Genomic DNA, 17,773 nt, shown 5'->3' on the forward strand with positions numbered 1-17,773 from the left:
TTCCACAATCAATTTCTACCTATTTCTATAAATTTCAATCTATTTCTATTATCTTATCTCCATATCACTCTTATCTCCTTATCCCCTTTCTTACACTTTTGATATATAGCCTGAACGGTTACAAATAATTTAAAAACAGATAGATTGGAATAAGTAATGGCAATATCTGCTGATAATAGACAATCACCAGTGTGTAATATGTCATAATCATCAAAACCTACATGCAGTAACAAAGTGAAGTCTCTCGGATAAAATTAGAAAAGTAATCAATCAGGAATTTTAGATTTTTGGTAACTATTCACCATAGAGACACTCAAGACACAGAGGAATAGAGAGAAGAATAATTTTTTCTTTTGTGTTTTTCGCGTTTTTTTGGTATTTAAAAAGGCTTATAACAGATTGACAAAATCACTGCTCGAAAGCAAGTATTAAAAGCTCAATAAACAACGAAAGATACGAAAGGTGCGAAAGAGAGAATGTGGTAACCGTTCACCGCAGAGACACAGAGACGCAGAGAAAAAATTCGACCTGTGCGGTTAGGTTTAAATAAAATGCAAGAAGCAGATATTCAATGCTACAAACAGGTCGCTCCTACGGAGCTAATTTGATGTTGAGACGATAAATCTATAAACATCTCGCCCTTACAGGGCTGAATATACTTTATAAACTCCGTTAGGAGTGATATATTTGTAGACTGCACAGGTGGAAATTTTGGGGGTAAAGAGAAAGTTCAGAGTGTATGAAGACCAATAAAATCAACGCTCAATTTTATCCGAGAGCGTTCAAGGTATAGAAGGAGCATCATGTTCTATAAGATTCAAAATCATCTGAAGCTAATTCTAAATTATAAACTCCAAAAGAAAGTTGTTTCTCATATGCCAAGGACTATATGGATTGAACCCACCAATTATTGCAATCTTAAATGCATCATGTGTCCTCAAATGATAAATGAGGTTGGAGAACGGGGTTTCATGGAGTTTGATCTCTTTAAGAAAATTATTGATCAATGTTCTCAATTTCAACCAGTTATACAACTTTTTATGGGAGGAGAACCGCTACTTCACAAAGATATTGTAAAAATGATACACTATATTAAAAAGAATGGATTGAAGGTATTACTTGCTACAAACGCAACTCTTCTTAATCAATCTTTATCCTTGAACTTAATAAATTCAGGTATCGATTGTCTGGTATTTTCTTTTGATGGTTATGATAAAACAAGCTATGAGAAGATAAGGGTAGGTGCAGATTTTGATAAAACGCTCGGAAACATTATGAGTTTCCTTGAGATGAGAAAGAAATCAGGAAAGAATAAACCAAAAATAACACTATATAGCCTATGTTTGGATACAGAAAAGACATCTGAAGAAGAAATGGCAGAGTATAAAAAGTTACATAAGGAATTAGAAAAAATGCATGTTGATAGGTTTATTGTTGGAGAAGCTGGACCTTGGGCAGGCAAGTTTGATTATACAAGTAAATTTAAAATTAGAAAACATGGTTCCCGCTTCATTCCCTGTCCGAGGATATGGGATGACATGGCAATTCGATGGGACGGAAAAGTTGTTCCATGTTGCGCAGATCTTAGAGGAGATGTTATTTTGGGAGAGGTAGATAAATTGAAACTTAAAGAGATATGGAATGGAGAACGACTCGTAGCGTTGAGAGAGATGATGATAAAAAAAAAGTATCAAGAAATTGCCTTATGCAGAAATTGTGATGAGCCTTTTCCTCTATCAAACATGATAACATGGGGACTGCCAAATAGTTATATCCCTGTATCCATACTAAGAATAATCCATTCCTAATATCTTTATTTCGAGCAACCACAAGTGTTTACTTCCTATTAACCCAACTTCGCCTCTTAAAAAAATAAGTCTTGTATTATCAACAGGTTACAGAACAGAGAGGTTGAGTTTTGGCACTACAGTATGAATCCCCATAAAATGATTTGACTGTTTTCCCTGGTTGATAAGGTAACTCCAGGGCATTATAAATCTCTTGATGAGATAATTCAGCCTTTGAGGATTTTCTTATCTGAATCAATTGACCATCCTTCCTTTTCAGGGTTGTGGTTATCCGGACTTGCGTCGACAATATCTGGCGAATCCTTGACCAATTATCTTGTATCCCTTTTCGTCGTCCCTTGAAACGAATGGTCTGTCCGATAGGATAAGCAATCACCGTAATATTGTAATCTTTAACAATCTTTCTGTCTAATTTGTTAAAAATTTCGTAACCGTTCACCGCAGAGACGCAGAGGAACAGAGAAGACATGGAAATAAATCAGATAACAGAAAAGATTATTGATGCAATCATTGTCCTACATAGGACATCAAAACCAAATTTGTTAATCAATCATGATATGTCGGTCCTCAAAAGCTTGCACTGATGAAAATCCGTGATGGAATTCTGCGTCTGGTAAATAGTTTTTAATTTTTTCTCTGCGTCTCTGTGTCTCTGCGGTGAACGGTTACGACTATAGATTCTATTTATGCAGGAAATTAGTGACATTTGGGAAACCATCCTCAAAACTCTACTCCCTGAATTTTTCCTAATCCTTACCTATGTCAGTGACAGTGACAGTGTCAGTGAAGAAACTCCTTCAACTCATCCAACACTTCCAACTCTTTCTACTCTTTCAACTCTTCCAGCAGAAGTATAGGCAGGTCTCCCAAGCCTTCATTCTTCTGCAATTTCTGCCCGTTTTAGTCTGAGGTCTGATGTCTATAGTCTACTGTCTGAATCACACTTCAACCTATTTCACAGGTCGAAAAATTTTATGCTTCCCATAAGATTTTGCCACTACAAATGGATTTTTTAAATATTTAATTTTCTAACTCATTGATATTATTGATATTTCATTTTTAAAAATGGCAAAAATTAGACCAAAATGGTCGTTTTAGTATGAAGTTGGGTCAAGATAATCGCAAAGTTATAACCGACTTCCTTATTTTTCAATGGGTTTGGAAACTTATCCCTCTTAAAATTGTCAAAGTCAGGAAAAAATTTAAAAAAATCCTTGACTTCTATATGGTAGTCTAACCTGTTACGGAAATCAGTTCTGAAGAGTAAATTTTTAGGATTCTTCTTTTTAAGATACGCTTTGGGTACAAGATGATATGTTAACTTAAAAATGCGAAACTTGGGTTATGATAAAATATCCTGCCCATCGGCAAAGAAAATGGTAACACCCAAATGCCGAAGATATGATATTTAGGCAAAGTGGTAAAAGTTTGTAAATCTTACATCAAGAAGATTTCTCAAATGTGACACATACATTGCCCATCAATTTTTTGATATTCATAGTGGAAATAATTTTGTCGTAGAATCTGCCCAATATGTCCAGAAGGACGAATCTATGGAGATAGAGTTCGACAAATGAGTAGTATTTTATATTAATTAAACGGAGCCCCGCTGACTCAAATATCTTAACTAATTTTCTAATACTGCTGTATGTATAATAAGTTTTCCATGATTCTTCACCTCTTACCATTTTATGAAACCATAAAGGTGTTAATTTCGACAGGATAAATTCTGGTGCAGTAGGATTTGGAATAGATGCGACAAAAATACCGGATGGTTTTAAAACTCGATAAATTTCACGAGAAGTTTTGTTTAAGTCTATAATATGTTCTAATACATAACTAGCAAATACTGCCAGATATTTGTTTGATTCTACTGGGAACATCGATTCAATCGAGCACTGCCAACATTTATCTACACATGGATGAACTAATGCACAATCATTTATATCAACACGGTCACAAATATAATTGCATCCAGCATGAATTAGATGGTTTTCAATAAAAAGATTTTTGCCGGCACCAATATTCAAGATTCGAGGAGTATCTTCTTTCTCCTTCTGTAAAACTCTAATGAGTTGTTTTATAAGACAGTGTTGAGCAGGTGTTTCCATAAATTATTCGAACTGTGCGGTTATCTTTTCAACTCCAGATTGGAGGGCGACATTATACGCTCCGATAGGGTCTATCATCCTTACTACTATGAATTCCTCCGATTTCCTGCAGCCCCCGGTGCTCTCCTGATTAGAGATGATATTTCGTAGTCAGAATTGCTGCCTTCCGCCCGTTGCACAGCCCCGACTTTCCTCCTTCCTTTCGCCATGGCTTATCCTAATTCTTCTGCAATTCTATGAAGATATTTTTTGATATAGTTGTTTTCGCCTAATTTCTTTTTAGTGTGCGTAGCAGGCGCATAAGTGCCATTTCCGGCATCCAATTATAAAATCTTTTTTTACACCGCCAGGTGGCTATCAAAGTATATAATTGAACTACTATTTTAAGTAGTCCTGTTACTTTGTCTTCCACATCTAAAAATCCTGAGAGTTCAGATACCCGTTCCAGGAATTTGCGGTGTTCATCTGACAAATATGTCAGGTTAACATGGTTATAATCATAATTTGACCAGTCCTCGAGGCGCTGTGGAAATTTATTTCCCATTTCCTTGCATCGTTCAAACAAATCAGTACCAGGCATAGGAACAAATAGGGACAACTTGTATAGTTTTGCCTGTGGATTTTCTTCTCGCAGTCGAACCATGAGTTTGAGGGTTTGTTCCACCTCTTGCCGTGTTTCATCTGGCAATCCTGCCATGAAACTGTATACCGGGATAATCCCGGCATCACGCAAGTTTCTATTGATTTCCAACACCTGTTCTACCTTGATGTCTTTATATATGCTGTTGAGTACCCGGTCAGAGCCAGATTCAACCCCTACGAAGATTTGTTCTACACCAGCCCGACGCATCAGTTGAAGGAATTCTGATGAACTTCTGTGCAGAAAGTCAACTCGACAGTTAGCATTGTAAATGTGAACTCCCAAACCACTTTCAATAAGCATTTTAAAAATTTGTTCTACTCGATGACGGCTGCCAAAGAAGTTATCATCCAGAAGGAAAATACCGCCGGCATTATAATTTTTCACCAAATTGGTAATTTGTTCTATCACTTTCTCAGGGGACATACCACGCCAGGAAGATTGGTAGAATTTTGTATTATAACAATATGCACAACGAAACTTGCAACCGCGGCTGGTAATAATTGGCAAACTGGCTCTCTTGATTCGTAACGGCTGTGTTTGATAACTGCTCAAGTCTAACAGGTCATAAGGTAAAGGAGGCAATTGCTCAAGGTCATACAGAGGAGGAGGATTAGTGGAAACTATTTTCCCATTTTTGCTGTAGCAAATTCCTGGCACATTAGACCATTCTTTTCTTTCCTCCAAAGCCTTGATTAATTCAGAAAAAGATATTTCTCCTTCTCCAACACAGACAATATCTACCATCTCGGATTGGACTATCTGTTCTGGTAGCAAACTGGGATGAACTCCACCCCAGACGATAGGGAGCTCTGGTGCCATTTTTCTGACGGCTTGAGCTATCTCCATAGCGTGCCCAATTTGTGGGCCGGTCATAGTAGTAATACCAACCGCCAAAGTCTGAGGTTTGTTCACGGCGCGACGCAATACATCACGCCACCCCGGTTCTTTTCGTTGGTCAATGATGGTTACAGAATGCCCCTTTTGAACAAGTGGTGCGGCTACATAGAGTAAGCCCAATGGCAAAATTTGCTCACTGGATTTAGTGTAACCTGTATGAGGGAAAAGTAAAACTATGTGTCCCAATCCTTTTCTCCTGGAAATAGGAAGTAGAGAGTAGAAAGTAGAGAGTAGAAAGTAAGGAAAGACAAGCCTTTTCTTTCTCTTTCTACCCTCTAGTATTTTCATCCTCCTATGTGCCGACTTGTCGGCATGTCCGTTCTCCTGAAAATGTAAAATGGGACGCAGATTTTCGCAGATGAACAGGATTAAAATTAATTTTTTATTATTGTATTTCTATAGTTATTTCCTTATTGTTTCTTGATGTTTTTAGTGCTTTAGTGGTTTTTCTTTAAAATCCTGTTAATCCTGTAAATCTGCGTCCTATTAATTTTCATCCCCCTTTGTGCCCACTCCCTGTAGGCATGAGCGTTTCTCCTGAAAATACTTTTTTCACCGCACAGACGCAGAGGAAACCACAGAGATATTTTTAAAATTATTTCTTCTCTGTATCTCTGGTTTATCACTTTCTTGCTTTTGATTCCAAAAATGAATGGCAAATATCATTGCCGCAAGTGTCCAAAAAACACGGACAGTAGTATTTATTCGCAAGTTCCAGTCCCCCACTCCCTGAACTAATATTGCAATGAAGCCCGCAAGAGAACCCAAATTAATTGCATTCAACAGATTATCTTTACCTTTAAGGTTTGAAATTCCTACCCTGATGACCATAAAACAGATGGATAAGAATAAGAGTATTCCAAAGATACCCTGTTCGGCGAAAATCAATAGGTAAATATTATGAACCGGCGGGTCCATTTTCCCCCACTGTATACCGGAATAGTCATAATCCGACATTACAAAGGTAAAAGAATTTAAACCTGTGCCCCACCAAAAATTCGATTGTATCATCCGCCAGGCAATGTACATACATTCAACCCGGGAACTAATTGATGCTGGATCGCTAAGAATAAACTTTTGGATTATAGTCCCTGAAAATAAAAGTCCAATGACCAATGCAGAGCCCAAGATAAATATCAGTGTAATAATTCTCTGGCGACCCACTGCTGGACGTAAGAACAATATTACCATAACGGAGGTTGCGAAACTAATCCAACCACCACGAGAAAGCGTTAATATGAGTGCCATTTCTCCAAATACCAGAATGGCTATACATAGTGCCTTGTACCAAATCGAGATTCGGACAAATATCAAGATAAATGCCAGAGGTAGTAACATTACAAGATACCCAGCAAATATATTTGGATGACCTAACATCGCCCCGACCCTGCTGGCGGTTCTCATTCCCAGTTCTTCAGTAACCATTTCGGGAGATTGACCCAGTCGCTGGAGTGGAAGGTTCAATCCACAAAAATGTTGCATCAATCCATATATTATCTGCAAGAATACCCCTATCATCAATGCCGCGACAACCAATTTTATCTGATTACGAGTTTTTCCATAATTGACAAGATATATAAAAAGTAACAACATTTTTGTCATAGAGATAATTTCATAAGCGGCCATAGTGCGATAGGGGGAAAAAATTATGCTCCCAAGTCCCAAAATGATGAGCAATAACCAAAATATCGCTACCGCAGGTATTTGAATTGATAACCGTCTGGTGATAAAGTCTTTAATCAAATATGCATACAATATGACGAGAAACAAATCTGTTACCTCGATACGCAATGCCCATTCTCCACCAAAGTGAGGGTAATATTTCAAGAATTTAGACAAACTCAATGGGAGAACCATGAGCAGTCCAATGAGAAAAAAAACTCGTGGGTTTCCCGAAAGTATGGCGATTACAGAAATGAATAAACTTAACAAAACAGAATAACCGATAATTGGAGTGTTTTCAAAAGCAACAATCAATACTATGCACCCTATAATAGAAAAAAGAAAGATTAGAATTATATTGCCTGGAATTTTATGAGAATATCGTACCTGGAGATGATTCATAAGATCTATTTCCCTTATTTTGAAACAATTATCAACCCCATTTTACGGAGATTGCATTTATTCAGTATGTTTCTATAAGATTTGATTTCTGACCAGTGGCTTACATTCGACATCACCAGGAGCATTGTGCAATCCACAATTGATGGGAAGGCAAATGCTGATGGGTCTTCCATCACAGAATCCGAACTCAGCAGAACAACATCAAATTGTTCCTGCAATTGGGTTAGTTTTTCCTTCAGTTGATTTGATGTCATCAGATGGGTCATTCCATAATTGCTCTTGCCGGCAGGTAAGAAAAATACTTTGGGATAGTCAGTTAGGTGAATGAGTGAATCAGTTAATGGCTGGGTCCCATCAAGCATATTCAAGAAGCCCGGCGAGGAAGAAACTTTAAATTCTTTACTCAATAGATTGTCTTTAAAGAATGCATCTATAATCAGCACCTTGCGATTTTGATCTATAGCAAGAAACTCAGCCAGTTCTAATACAAACTGACTTGTTACTTCGGGCAAGTAAGGACATGAAAGCATCAGGCAATACCCTAGTTCAGAGCCACCAAGTTCGAAGTGCAACTGCATGGCTAATTTGTGATATGATTTGTTGTATTGGTTATTTTTCTTATACTGTCTCTCAGACCACCCTGATAGCCAACCCTTTTTCTGTTCAGGGATGAATTTGGAAGGTGTTTTATTCCTATGTATGCCCAAATGAATATTTCCATATACTGGAATATCCAGGATATGTCCAACATCATCTTCACTGTAAATAGTTTCATTAAAATAGTTAGCAATGAAGCCGGCAATGATGCCTAATAGTATTCCTATCAGCACGGCTATAAACAAATACAGTTTTACCTTTGGCCGTATAGGTTTCTCCGGTATCTGGGCTGTTTCGATAAGTTTCAAACTTGCAGTTTTCTCTGATTCAGTCACTGCGGAGATAAAAGCTTGTCGCTGTTTACTCAGTAAAGTCCGATATTCCGTATCTGCCAGAACAAGTTCCCTCGTGAGTCTCTGCAAAACACGCTGTTTGAAAGGCAAGTCTTTCAGACTATTTTTATATTGATTTACAATCTCCTGGATTTCGGTTTCCCCTGCTCGAAGTTGAGCCAATTGAACCAGGAGGTTAGTGCGCTCAGCACGTAAACTGGACCAGATTGGATTGGATTTTTCTACTTTACCGCTAATGACCATTTCTTCCGACTCTTTAAGCATATCCTTCAACTTGCTAATATTACTTTTTAATTCCTCGACTTCCTGAGAATCCTCTGTATATCTATTCTGCATTTGAATCAACATCATTTCATAGCTTAGCAGATTTGCCTTCATCTTGCTGTGAATTTCGTTGAGACTCAGAGACCGAGAATCAATCTCCATTTGTCCTTCATTTTGAAGTAAACGCTCTATCTCCGCCAGGCGTGCTTCTAATCCCTCGATGGATGCCCTGGTGGTTAATAATTCTGCCTCCTGGTCAGTTAATATCTTGACATCACTATGCTCTTTTTCGAACTCAAATTTGATATTGTTCTTAACAACATAATCCTCTAATTCTTTTTCTATCTTTCCCAAATTTTCGTGGGCTCTTTTCACCTGTGTATTCAGGATATTAGCGGCAGATATCGCTTCCTCTCCGTGTTGTTGTCTCCTATATTGGAGATATACCTCAGTGAGTTCATTAGCGATTTCCGCCACTCTCTTGTTAGGACCAAGAAGACTAATCTCGGCGACATTAGAGTTGCCAATGGCACGAACATTGATGCCCTTCTGGAAATCAAAGATAGTTCTTGCTAATTCTATTTCTTCCGGTGTAAGATTAAATGGACTTTTCTCAGGTGGAAAGAAAAAATTCTTAACGCGTTTGTACTTCCGTCCAATCCATGAACGACTCCACATATCGGTGATGTGGCGTATCAGTGGGTGATAGACATCGTCATACTTAAGATTAAGGTTCTCTACAACTTTTTTCACCAGCGGCCCAAGTTTGACCATTTCTGCCTCGGTTTTAGCCTCTTCTGCCTTGCGAAAAACATTCCACTGCCCATAGAATTGATCTTTAAGTTCATCTTTTTCCTTCTCGACCAAAATCTTAACCGAAGCTTTGTAGACCGGCGGAAATAGTTGAATGTAAAGCAGAGTTAGAGCCACCGTAAATAGACATGTGCCCAGCACAATCCATTTGTACCGAATGGTAATATTCCAAATTGTGTTTATTGACCGGCGGACATCAAAGGAATCAATTTCCATAATTTACTCCTCTTCTCCTAAAATTTCTATTAACCGTAATGTGGTCAGGATATCAATAGCTCCTGTAAGGATTTTGTTTATATGCTGGTCGATAAATATATCTACACGGGCAATGAAGGTCTTTGGAACGAAGATTATATCATCCGCCTGCAAGGGGACATTGTGCAAAGTTATGTATGAAGCACTCTGACCTTTCAACTGCAAATTAACGCGGGTGGCGGTAAGGTAATTATCTTCGGTAACTCGAATGATTATGACGCTGTTTCGTTTCGCCTCATTGGTGAAGCCACCGGCACGAGTTACTGCCTGAAGAGCCGTGGCGGCATCGTGGAGAGATACGATTGACGGAGTAGTAACTTCGCCGATAACATATATCACCGGCGGCTGAAATTTTGTTACAATTACTGTTACTTCCGGCTCTTTCAAGCGGTGTGAAAACATCTCGGTTAACTTTTTATCCAATTCCCCGGGCGTTAAACCGGCTGCCTTAACATCGTCAAGGATAGGTAGAGATATGTAACCGTCAGGTCTGATGGTGCATACACGGGTTATCTCAGGATGCTTAAGTAAAACTACTTCAACAATGTCCTCCGGGACAAGAACATATTCTTTATGAAACCGTGTCGTAGCCACCGCGATTTCAGGCAAGACCGACATACGAATTTCATCACCTTTACTAATCTTCGCTGACCGATTAGTGGTTACACATCCCTGTGTCAGTAGCATAATTGTAAAAATTACTATAACTTTAAATAATCTTTCCGTCTTTTTCATAATCTTAATTCGTAGGTATTTAGTCTGTAATAAAAGGGAAGAACTGGAGAAACGCTCATGTCCACAGGGATGGACACAAAGGAAGATGAAAATTGAGTTGAAACGCAGGATAGAGCCTGCGGCTACCAACCTTCCCGAGTCCCGAACCCCGAGTTCCGAGTCCCCATTTTCAGGAGAAATAGCCACTTTCCCTTTCTCCCTTTTCCCTCATTTACACTATCTACTACCTGCTTTTCTTTTATTTATCAATGTCATTTTTAGCAACCGTTACTTGTAACCGTTCAGGTAATCCTTTACCGCAGAGACGCAGAGAAACAGAGAGGAAAATATCTTTTTTTTTCGTGTTTTTCGCGTTTTTCGGTGTTTAAAAAGGCTTAAAAACAGTTAGTCGAAAGTCCGTATTAAAAGATTAATAAACAACGAAAGACCCGAAATGTACAAAAAAAGGAAATCTCTGTCTCTGGTGAATAGATTTTAATTTTTTCTCTGCGTCTCTGTGTCTCTGCGGTGAACAGTTACCGTTACTTTTTCCAATGTTTTTTCTAATTCCTGGCAAAATCTTTCCCATGAGTAATTTTTCTGCATCATTTCTTGAGCACGATATCCACGGCGTTGTGCTTCTTCTGGATTAGAAATGACATCCAACATTGCCTCTTCTAATGCCTTTGCATCCTCTGGCGGCACAAGGTATCCTGTCTCTCCATCCTGAAGTATTTCTGGTATGTTTCCAACCCGTGTTGCTATAATCGGCTTACCAACAGAACAAACCAGCGACAACACTGCACTCTGGTATAAATAGGTATAAGGTAACACAACTACATCACTGGCAATTAAAAAGTCTCTTGCTACCTCTTCTGACACAAGTTCTGGACGAAATAATACCCGCTGACCAATCCCAAGTCTTTTCACCTGCTCAAAATACGGCTTCAAACTCACCTTCCATGGCCGACCGATGACCAATAGTCGAGCCTTTGGCTCTTGAACTAATACCCCAGCAAAGGCATCTAACAAATATTTCAAACCCTTATTTTTCTTAATCTGTCCAAAACAAAGTATAATTGGTTCATCTATCTGTAACCCCAATTTTTCTCGCGATATAATTTGGTCTTTGCGACAAAAAGTTTTCTCACCTTCACTCATTCCAAAAAATAGTACCTGAATTTTGGACAAAGGAATTCCAAAATTAGAAATAAGTTGATTTTTGCCGTATTCGCTGAATGCCAAAATGGCCGTAGCGTTATTATATATCTTGCGATAAGAATGACGATATTCTTTATTAGAAGACAACGGCAATATATCATGGGCTCCAAGTATAGCAGGAATACCATGATTCCGCAAATTTCGGATAAATAGATTATCCAGAGTAATTTGCAAGATATAGTAATAAATTACCACATTCGGCTGAAAGCGACAAATTTGCCTCCAAACTCTTATTAAAGAACGGACATAGTTGATTCCTTTCACTACAAAATTATAATTCCCAACTATGCCCTTAAAAGGGGTAATTTGCTCAAATTCAGACTCCACATTTAGAAACGGATATTTCTCGTTTGTAGCCAAAATAACCTTGTGTCCCTTTTGGGCTAAATAACGACAAATCTCCTTGTCGTGCAAACCAAGAATATGTCCAATAGGATCTGCAAAAAATATTTTCATTTTACATATTTTTTAATTTGAGGATGTTATGTTTCAATCGGTGCATAAATCAAATTATATCTCAATGTTTGGACACGCTAAACACATACTTCAATTTACTCTTAAATCAAAGATTAGAATACAAAAGTAGTGCTATACACCTTGACCCGCCATAACTGCCCATATAGTCCGAATTAGTATTTTAAAATCCAGCCACAAAGAATAGTTGTCAATATATTCCAAATCCATACGCATCCATTCTTTAAAGCTAATCTTATTTCTACCGCTTACCTGCCATATACAGGTTAGCCCAGGTTTCATGCTCAATCTACGATATTGATATGATTCGTATTTCTCCACCTCTTCAGGTAGAGGAGGACGGGGACCAACTATACTCATTTCTCCCTTGAGAACATTGAAAAATTGTGGTAATTCATCAAGACTGTATTTTCTTAAGAAACGGCCGAATTTAGTAATCCGAGGGTCATCGCGGATTTTAAATACAGGCCCATCCATTTCATTCAGATGTTCCAGAGAATTCCTCTTTTTCTCTGCATCGATAACCATAGTGCGAAATTTGTAGAAGCAGAATTGGCGACCATTAAGTCCAACGCGGGTTTGTCGGAAAAGAACGGATTCCCCCTGGCGAGAGGTCAATTTGATAATAAGAATTATCGGTAGCATCAGAACCGGACCCAGTACCAATAGTCCCAACAATGCACCTACCCGGTCAAAGACGCTTTTCACAAAAAGTGCCATATTTTTCTCTTCAGAAATAGAGGGAAAAGCAAATTCCATTTTTAAAATTAACCTCCCGCATTTCTTCCTGATATCTCTCTAATTCCCCTCCCTCTAACATAACTGGGATATTTGTAACCCTATTTCACAGGTCGAATTTTTTTACTAACTTAAGTATAACACAGATGCTATGTTATGTCAAGAAAAAACTTTAGGCTGAAGTTTTGAATGTTGTTTCCTTCAGCCTTCAGCCTATAACCTAATTTTCATCGCTCTGTCCTCCACAGGTTAATGTTCGTTCCCCCAAATAACTAACCCATTACTTAATCCTAAAAAAATCTTCTTGACTTTTATTTTATTTTGTGATATATTATATTTTACAGGAGGTGAGAAAATGAATATCAATGATATTAAGACAAAGGCTAAAGAAGTTGGGGTCAAAGCAGGTAAAATGAATAAAAGTGACCTGATTCGAGCCATCCAATCTGCCGAAGGAAATTTTCCATGTTTTGAGACAGCGACAGATTATTGTGACCAGAGTAATTGTGCCTGGATGGAAGATTGCCTATCCAATAAGAACAATTAGGAAATATTCAGCCATCAGGTAAAAGAAGGTTAAGGCAATGGTTAAGGTTAAGTAGAAGGAATTAAATGTTCCACAGTAACTAATCCTTTTTGTTCAACCTCCTTCAACTGATGGCTGAAAATTAGGTGGTGTCTGAAAATAACTCTAATAGTGAAATCTATGCAGATTTGGTGTCCAAAAGGGATTTCCTCCAAAGAGCAAAATGCAAAACTCGTTTATAGTTTATGGTTTATAGTTTATAGTCTATAGTCCTTCAACTATCAACTATCAACTATAAACTATAAACTATCTTTGCCAAAGTTCAGTAAAATTATCTCTTTCCTTTCAGCGTTAAAATACTTGAAGCAAAGATATTACCAAATTCCTCCAACTCTTTGAGAAACCCTGCTACTTCCTCTTTGAAATTTGATTTGTAATTTTGCATTTTGATATTTATATTTGATATTTAATATTTGATATTTGATATTTATTTGTTGTCTCCCTCAAATCCTATTTTGCAGAACCCTATACACTATTTTAACCTTCATGCTAGATTAAGACACCACCGAAAATTAACGCCTGAACGCTTACAAAATACGAGGAGATATGTGATGTCTTTTACTATTCTTCGCACTGGTGTTGGTTCATCACCATCAATATCCACCATTAAAACACTTCAAAAATTAGGTGTAAGAGTTATAGGTGTGGATAGTCATCCGTTATCTATTGGTTTTTATTTTGCCAATGTTGGATATTGCATCCCAAAGGCAGATGCACCTGATTATATTTCTACCTTAATAAAAATTTGTAACAAAGAAAAAGTGAATGCTATCTTACCCGCTGTAGATGAAGAATTAGTAGTTTTATCGAGGCATAAAAAAGAATTTGAAAAAAAGGGTATTTTGCTTGCGGTGGCAGAAAAGAAAGTAATTGAAATCTGCTTTGATAAACTAAAAACTTACAACTTTTTTCTTCAGAATAACATTTCGACCCCTTCTACTTTTGATGCCTTAAAGGTTAACTTAAAAGAAATAATCTATCCCAGTATTATCAAACCCCGCTTTGGTCGCGGACAGCGCGATGTCTATAAGATTAATAATCAAAGGGAGTTTAAATTTTTTAGACAGTATGTTAAAAAGCCTTTAGTTCAGGATTATATTGAAGGACAGGAATATACGATTGATATTCTGGCTGATTTTAATAGTAAAGTTTTATGTCTTGTGCCGCGAAAAAGACTTCAAGTTGAATCAGGTATCTCAATTAAAGGAATAACAACTTATAAAAAAGAAATAATTGATAGTTGCCTTGATATTGTCCAAAAATTAGGCATAATTGGACCGGCTAATATTCAATGTTTTATTGATAAAAACAATACCTTACTTTTTACTGAGATTAATCCAAGACTGGGGGGAGGAGTGGCACTTTCAGTCGCCGCTGGTTCAAATATTCTGCCAAATTTAGTCAGATTACTTCAAGGTAAATCAGTAAAACCGTGCCTTGACTTCCAGGAAGATTTATTAATGTTACGATATTGGGAAGAAAAATTTATGTAACCGTTCAGGCTATATATCAAAAGTGTAAGAAAGGGGATAAGGAGATAAGAGTGATATGGAGATAAGATAATAGAAATAGATTGAAATTTATAGAAATAGGTAGAAATTGATTGTGGAAAACAACAAATTTCCATAAATTTCTATTAGTTTCTATTAATTTCAATTTTTTTAATAATATCTCCCTATCTCCTTAATCTCCACATCTCCTTTTGTTACACCACCTGAACGCTTACGGAATTTGGAATTTGTGATTTGGAATTTCATAGCCATATCTGGGTCAAATTTCGATTAATAAGTGCTATAATTACTCGTGCCTTACTTTATCCATTTCCACCTTTTCTCGTTTCCCACTTTCAGTAACAGTAGATGATTCTTTGGATATTTCACATTTATCTTGAAGGGTTAAAGTTGGCTGAAGGGTAAAGGTATTTGGAACAGAGTAGGATAATGGTAAATTAATAAGTAAAGGAGAGGATTCCAGAAATTGTTTGGGTAAAATCTGGTGTGGGACAAATCTGATGTTATCCTCTGTCAATAAGGCATTTTTGGTATATTTACATCCTGGATTCCAGAGTAGCCATTCATCTACTCCGTGAGCATAGAGCGCATTGATTTGGTCTCTGACTTCTTTTGCCCCATAGGTGTATTCAAGTGAAAAATCCTGGAGCCAGGGTCGAATTTTACAGTTTGTCTCTTTAATCTGTTGATTTGCATCTTTTATACTTAAGAAAATAGTTTTATAAGGTTGCGAATCAGGGTTAGATATGCCATAAGAGCCTTTGGCATAGTGAGAAGGATAGACCATTGGTGAGATAAAATCTACATATTCAGCTATCTGCTTAAATTTTTGACCTATACCAATCCCATTTTTGCAAAGCGTAGTTAAACCAAAAACATCTATGGATAAAAATGCAGCTGCGCCGAGTGTTTGTTTAGCAAATTTGATAAATTCAATAATGGTATCTGCCTGTTTTTGCGTAGAATGTTCCTCGCCATACCAACAATTACTTATCAAGCCATCTGACGGGAATCTGACATAATCGAACTGAATTTCATCAAAACCTCTCTTAATCGCATCCATAGCAATATCAACATTATATTTCCAGACCTCTTTTAGATAAGGATTGACCCAACTTTGACCTTTGTCGTCGCGCCAAACCTTACCTGATTTATCCATAACCGCTAAATATGGTTTTTTGGTTGCCAGCCAATTATCTTTAAATACAGTAATTCTGGCAATTTTGTAGAGGCCGTATTCATCACATAAAGCGATAATTTCATCAATATTTTTAATTCGTCTCTTAACAGCCTTAATTTCTTTTGCCAATGGCACATCTACATCGTAGGCAATAATTCCATCTACTTCTTTAATGTCAATTACTACGGTATTAAGTTCAGTTTCATTGATTAAATTGAGGGTTTTTTGAAAGAGGTTTTTACTCCCTGCAACCCAACTGGTAATATGGATTCCTTTGACTTTAAATGGTGACGAGATTGCAGTAGGTGAGCCTGGCGAGGTAAATTGTGCCTCACTGTTTATAGGGCAGATAGGATATATAAGACAGATAAGGAATATTAAAATCAGTTTATTCTTCCTGTTTAAATTCATAGACTTCAGTTCCGCCGGCGTAAATTCCACGAACATTCAATCTAAACTCTTCAGGATTACTGGAGGCATCGAGTGCATCTTCAAAGGTAACTAAACCATTTTGATAAAGGTAGACCAATGATTGATTAAATGATTGCATCCCATAAAATTTTCCGCCAGTAATAGCTGAGGAAATTTGAGGTGTTTTTCCTTCTTCGATTAACTTTCGGACTAACGGTGTTACGGTCAAAATTTCCACAGCCGGCACCCGACCATGACCATCCGCTCTTGGTAATAATCGTAGAGAAACTATGCCTTTCAAGACAAGTGAGAGCTGCATCCGCACCTGGTTATGTTGATAAGGTGGGAAGAAATTAATTATTCGTTCTACTGTTTGAGGGGCATCAATTGTGTGCATTGTTGTTAATACTAAATGTCCGGTTTCTGCGGCAGACAAGCACGCTGAGAGACTTTCTATATCACGCATTTCACCTATCAGTATCACATCTGGATTTTGACGAACAATGTGTTTTAGTGCCTCAGCAAAGGAAAGGGTATCCATTTCTACTTCTCGTTGTTCAATAACCGATTCCCGATCTCGATGTAGAAATTCAATTGGGTCTTCCACCGTAACGACATGAGCCCGACGAGTAGAATTTATGTGGTCAAGCATTGCGGCTAAAGTTGTAGATTTACCTGAACCCGTCGCCCCGGTAACGACAATTAATCCCCTTGGGATACTGGCTAAATCCCGAATTACCTCAGGCAAATATAACTCTTCAAAACCCGGTATCTCAAAAGGAATCATTCTAAAAACAAGTGCTGTGGTATTTCTTTGACAAAACATATTACATCTAAATCTACCAATCCCGGAGGCACTATAGGCTAAATCCAATTCATAGCTTTCTTCAAATTTCCGTTTTTGGTCATCATTCATAATCGAATAGGCTAATTCCGAGGTTTCCGCTGGTGAAAGTCTGGGAAATACATCCACTCTATTATCTTGCATCATATAGGTTAATTTACCATCTATCCGCAAGACCGGTGGACTACCTACTTTAAGATACATATCTGAGGCTTTTTCATTTACCATTTTTCGTAAATATTCATTAACATGCATCTTCTTCTGAAAATAGTAGTCACTAGTTAGTAGT

Annotated in this window: 14 protein-coding genes; 3 read left to right on the forward strand and 11 right to left on the reverse strand. The window is 37.5% G+C overall.

Annotated elements, in window-relative coordinates:
* Positions 1-875 precede the first annotated feature (875 nt).
* Positions 876-1,808 carry an SPASM domain-containing protein gene (locus tag AB1422_01495; GenBank protein ID MEW6618020.1) on the forward strand — a complete coding sequence of 311 codons (933 nt, stop codon included), beginning with the start codon at positions 876-878 and terminating at the stop codon, positions 1,806-1,808.
* A gap of 79 nt (positions 1,809-1,887) precedes the next feature.
* Here the strand turns inward: AB1422_01495 and AB1422_01500 are convergent, their stop codons facing one another.
* The 8 genes from AB1422_01500 to AB1422_01535 all read right to left on the reverse strand — a co-directional run bounded on the left by AB1422_01500 (position 1,888) and on the right by AB1422_01535 (position 12,973).
* Positions 1,888-2,277 (reverse strand): hypothetical protein, encoded by a 390-nt coding sequence (locus AB1422_01500; GenBank protein MEW6618021.1) that lies wholly within the window; start codon positions 2,275-2,277, stop codon positions 1,888-1,890.
* A gap of 973 nt (positions 2,278-3,250) precedes the next feature.
* The gene (locus tag AB1422_01505; GenBank protein ID MEW6618022.1) at positions 3,251-3,919 is read right to left on the reverse strand and encodes a methyltransferase domain-containing protein; all 669 of its coding nucleotides are present in this window, start codon (positions 3,917-3,919) and stop codon (positions 3,251-3,253) included.
* Positions 3,920-4,187: 268 nt separating this feature from the next.
* Positions 4,188-5,747, reverse strand: coding sequence for a radical SAM protein (locus AB1422_01510; protein MEW6618023.1), 1,560 nt, complete (start codon positions 5,745-5,747; stop codon positions 4,188-4,190).
* 264 nt (positions 5,748-6,011) lie between these two features.
* The gene (locus tag AB1422_01515; protein MEW6618024.1) at positions 6,012-7,286 is read right to left on the reverse strand and encodes an O-antigen ligase family protein; all 1,275 of its coding nucleotides are present in this window, start codon (positions 7,284-7,286) and stop codon (positions 6,012-6,014) included.
* Between the two features lie 251 nt (positions 7,287-7,537).
* Positions 7,538-9,766, reverse strand: coding sequence for an exopolysaccharide transport family protein (locus AB1422_01520; protein ID MEW6618025.1), 2,229 nt, complete (start codon positions 9,764-9,766; stop codon positions 7,538-7,540).
* 3 nt (positions 9,767-9,769) lie between these two features.
* Entirely contained in the window at positions 9,770-10,726 is a 957-nt protein-coding gene (locus AB1422_01525) for a polysaccharide biosynthesis/export family protein (GenBank protein MEW6618026.1), read from the reverse strand.
* 288 nt (positions 10,727-11,014) lie between these two features.
* Complete coding sequence (locus AB1422_01530; protein ID MEW6618027.1) at positions 11,015-12,196, reverse strand: glycosyltransferase family 4 protein; 1,182 nt, start codon at positions 12,194-12,196, stop codon at positions 11,015-11,017.
* A gap of 132 nt (positions 12,197-12,328) precedes the next feature.
* A complete protein-coding gene (locus AB1422_01535) occupies positions 12,329-12,973 on the reverse strand; it encodes a sugar transferase (GenBank protein MEW6618028.1) in 645 nt (214 codons plus the stop codon).
* A 334-nt stretch (positions 12,974-13,307) separates the two neighbouring features.
* On the opposite strand from AB1422_01535, the gene AB1422_01540 reads away from it, so the two are divergent.
* The gene (locus AB1422_01540) at positions 13,308-13,499 is read left to right on the forward strand and encodes a Rho termination factor N-terminal domain-containing protein (GenBank protein MEW6618029.1); all 192 of its coding nucleotides are present in this window, start codon (positions 13,308-13,310) and stop codon (positions 13,497-13,499) included.
* A 590-nt stretch (positions 13,500-14,089) separates the two neighbouring features.
* Complete coding sequence (locus AB1422_01545; GenBank protein MEW6618030.1) at positions 14,090-15,031, forward strand: ATP-grasp domain-containing protein; 942 nt, start codon at positions 14,090-14,092, stop codon at positions 15,029-15,031.
* Here AB1422_01545 and AB1422_01550 read toward each other — a convergent pair.
* From AB1422_01550 to AB1422_01560, 3 genes are all read right to left on the reverse strand, one after another.
* A complete protein-coding gene (locus AB1422_01550; protein MEW6618031.1) occupies positions 14,950-15,165 on the reverse strand; it encodes a hypothetical protein in 216 nt (71 codons plus the stop codon). The genes AB1422_01545 and AB1422_01550 overlap by 82 nt on opposite strands.
* A gap of 170 nt (positions 15,166-15,335) precedes the next feature.
* A complete protein-coding gene (locus tag AB1422_01555; GenBank protein ID MEW6618032.1) occupies positions 15,336-16,640 on the reverse strand; it encodes a putative glycoside hydrolase in 1,305 nt (434 codons plus the stop codon).
* Positions 16,618-17,739, reverse strand: coding sequence for a type IV pilus twitching motility protein PilT (locus AB1422_01560; GenBank protein MEW6618033.1), 1,122 nt, complete (start codon positions 17,737-17,739; stop codon positions 16,618-16,620). Before AB1422_01560 ends, AB1422_01555 begins: the two co-directional genes overlap by 23 nt.
* Positions 17,740-17,773: the final 34 nt, after the last annotated feature.

It is taken from the genome of bacterium, from assembly GCA_040757115.1.
In the GTDB taxonomy this organism is placed as follows: domain Bacteria; phylum UBA9089; class CG2-30-40-21; order CG2-30-40-21; family SBAY01; genus JBFLXS01.

Excerpts from the sequence above, each read along its gene's own strand:
- AB1422_01495 (MEW6618020.1), top strand. The coding sequence starts at position 876 with ATGCCAAGGACTATATGGATTGAACCCACCAATTATTGCAATCTTAAA.
- AB1422_01500 (MEW6618021.1), bottom strand. The coding sequence starts at position 2,277 with ATGTCTTCTCTGTTCCTCTGCGTCTCTGCGGTGAACGGTTACGAAATT.
- AB1422_01505 (MEW6618022.1), bottom strand. The coding sequence starts at position 3,919 with ATGGAAACACCTGCTCAACACTGTCTTATAAAACAACTCATTAGAGTT.
- AB1422_01510 (MEW6618023.1), bottom strand. The coding sequence starts at position 5,747 with ATGAAAATACTAGAGGGTAGAAAGAGAAAGAAAAGGCTTGTCTTTCCT.
- AB1422_01520 (MEW6618025.1), bottom strand. The coding sequence starts at position 9,766 with ATGGAAATTGATTCCTTTGATGTCCGCCGGTCAATAAACACAATTTGG.
- AB1422_01530 (MEW6618027.1), bottom strand. The coding sequence starts at position 12,196 with ATGAAAATATTTTTTGCAGATCCTATTGGACATATTCTTGGTTTGCAC.
- AB1422_01535 (MEW6618028.1), bottom strand. The coding sequence starts at position 12,973 with ATGGAATTTGCTTTTCCCTCTATTTCTGAAGAGAAAAATATGGCACTT.
- AB1422_01540 (MEW6618029.1), top strand. The coding sequence starts at position 13,308 with ATGAATATCAATGATATTAAGACAAAGGCTAAAGAAGTTGGGGTCAAA.
- AB1422_01545 (MEW6618030.1), top strand. The coding sequence starts at position 14,090 with ATGTCTTTTACTATTCTTCGCACTGGTGTTGGTTCATCACCATCAATA.
- AB1422_01550 (MEW6618031.1), bottom strand. The coding sequence starts at position 15,165 with ATGGAAATTTGTTGTTTTCCACAATCAATTTCTACCTATTTCTATAAA.
- AB1422_01555 (MEW6618032.1), bottom strand. The coding sequence starts at position 16,640 with ATGAATTTAAACAGGAAGAATAAACTGATTTTAATATTCCTTATCTGT.
- AB1422_01560 (MEW6618033.1), bottom strand. The coding sequence starts at position 17,739 with ATGCATGTTAATGAATATTTACGAAAAATGGTAAATGAAAAAGCCTCA.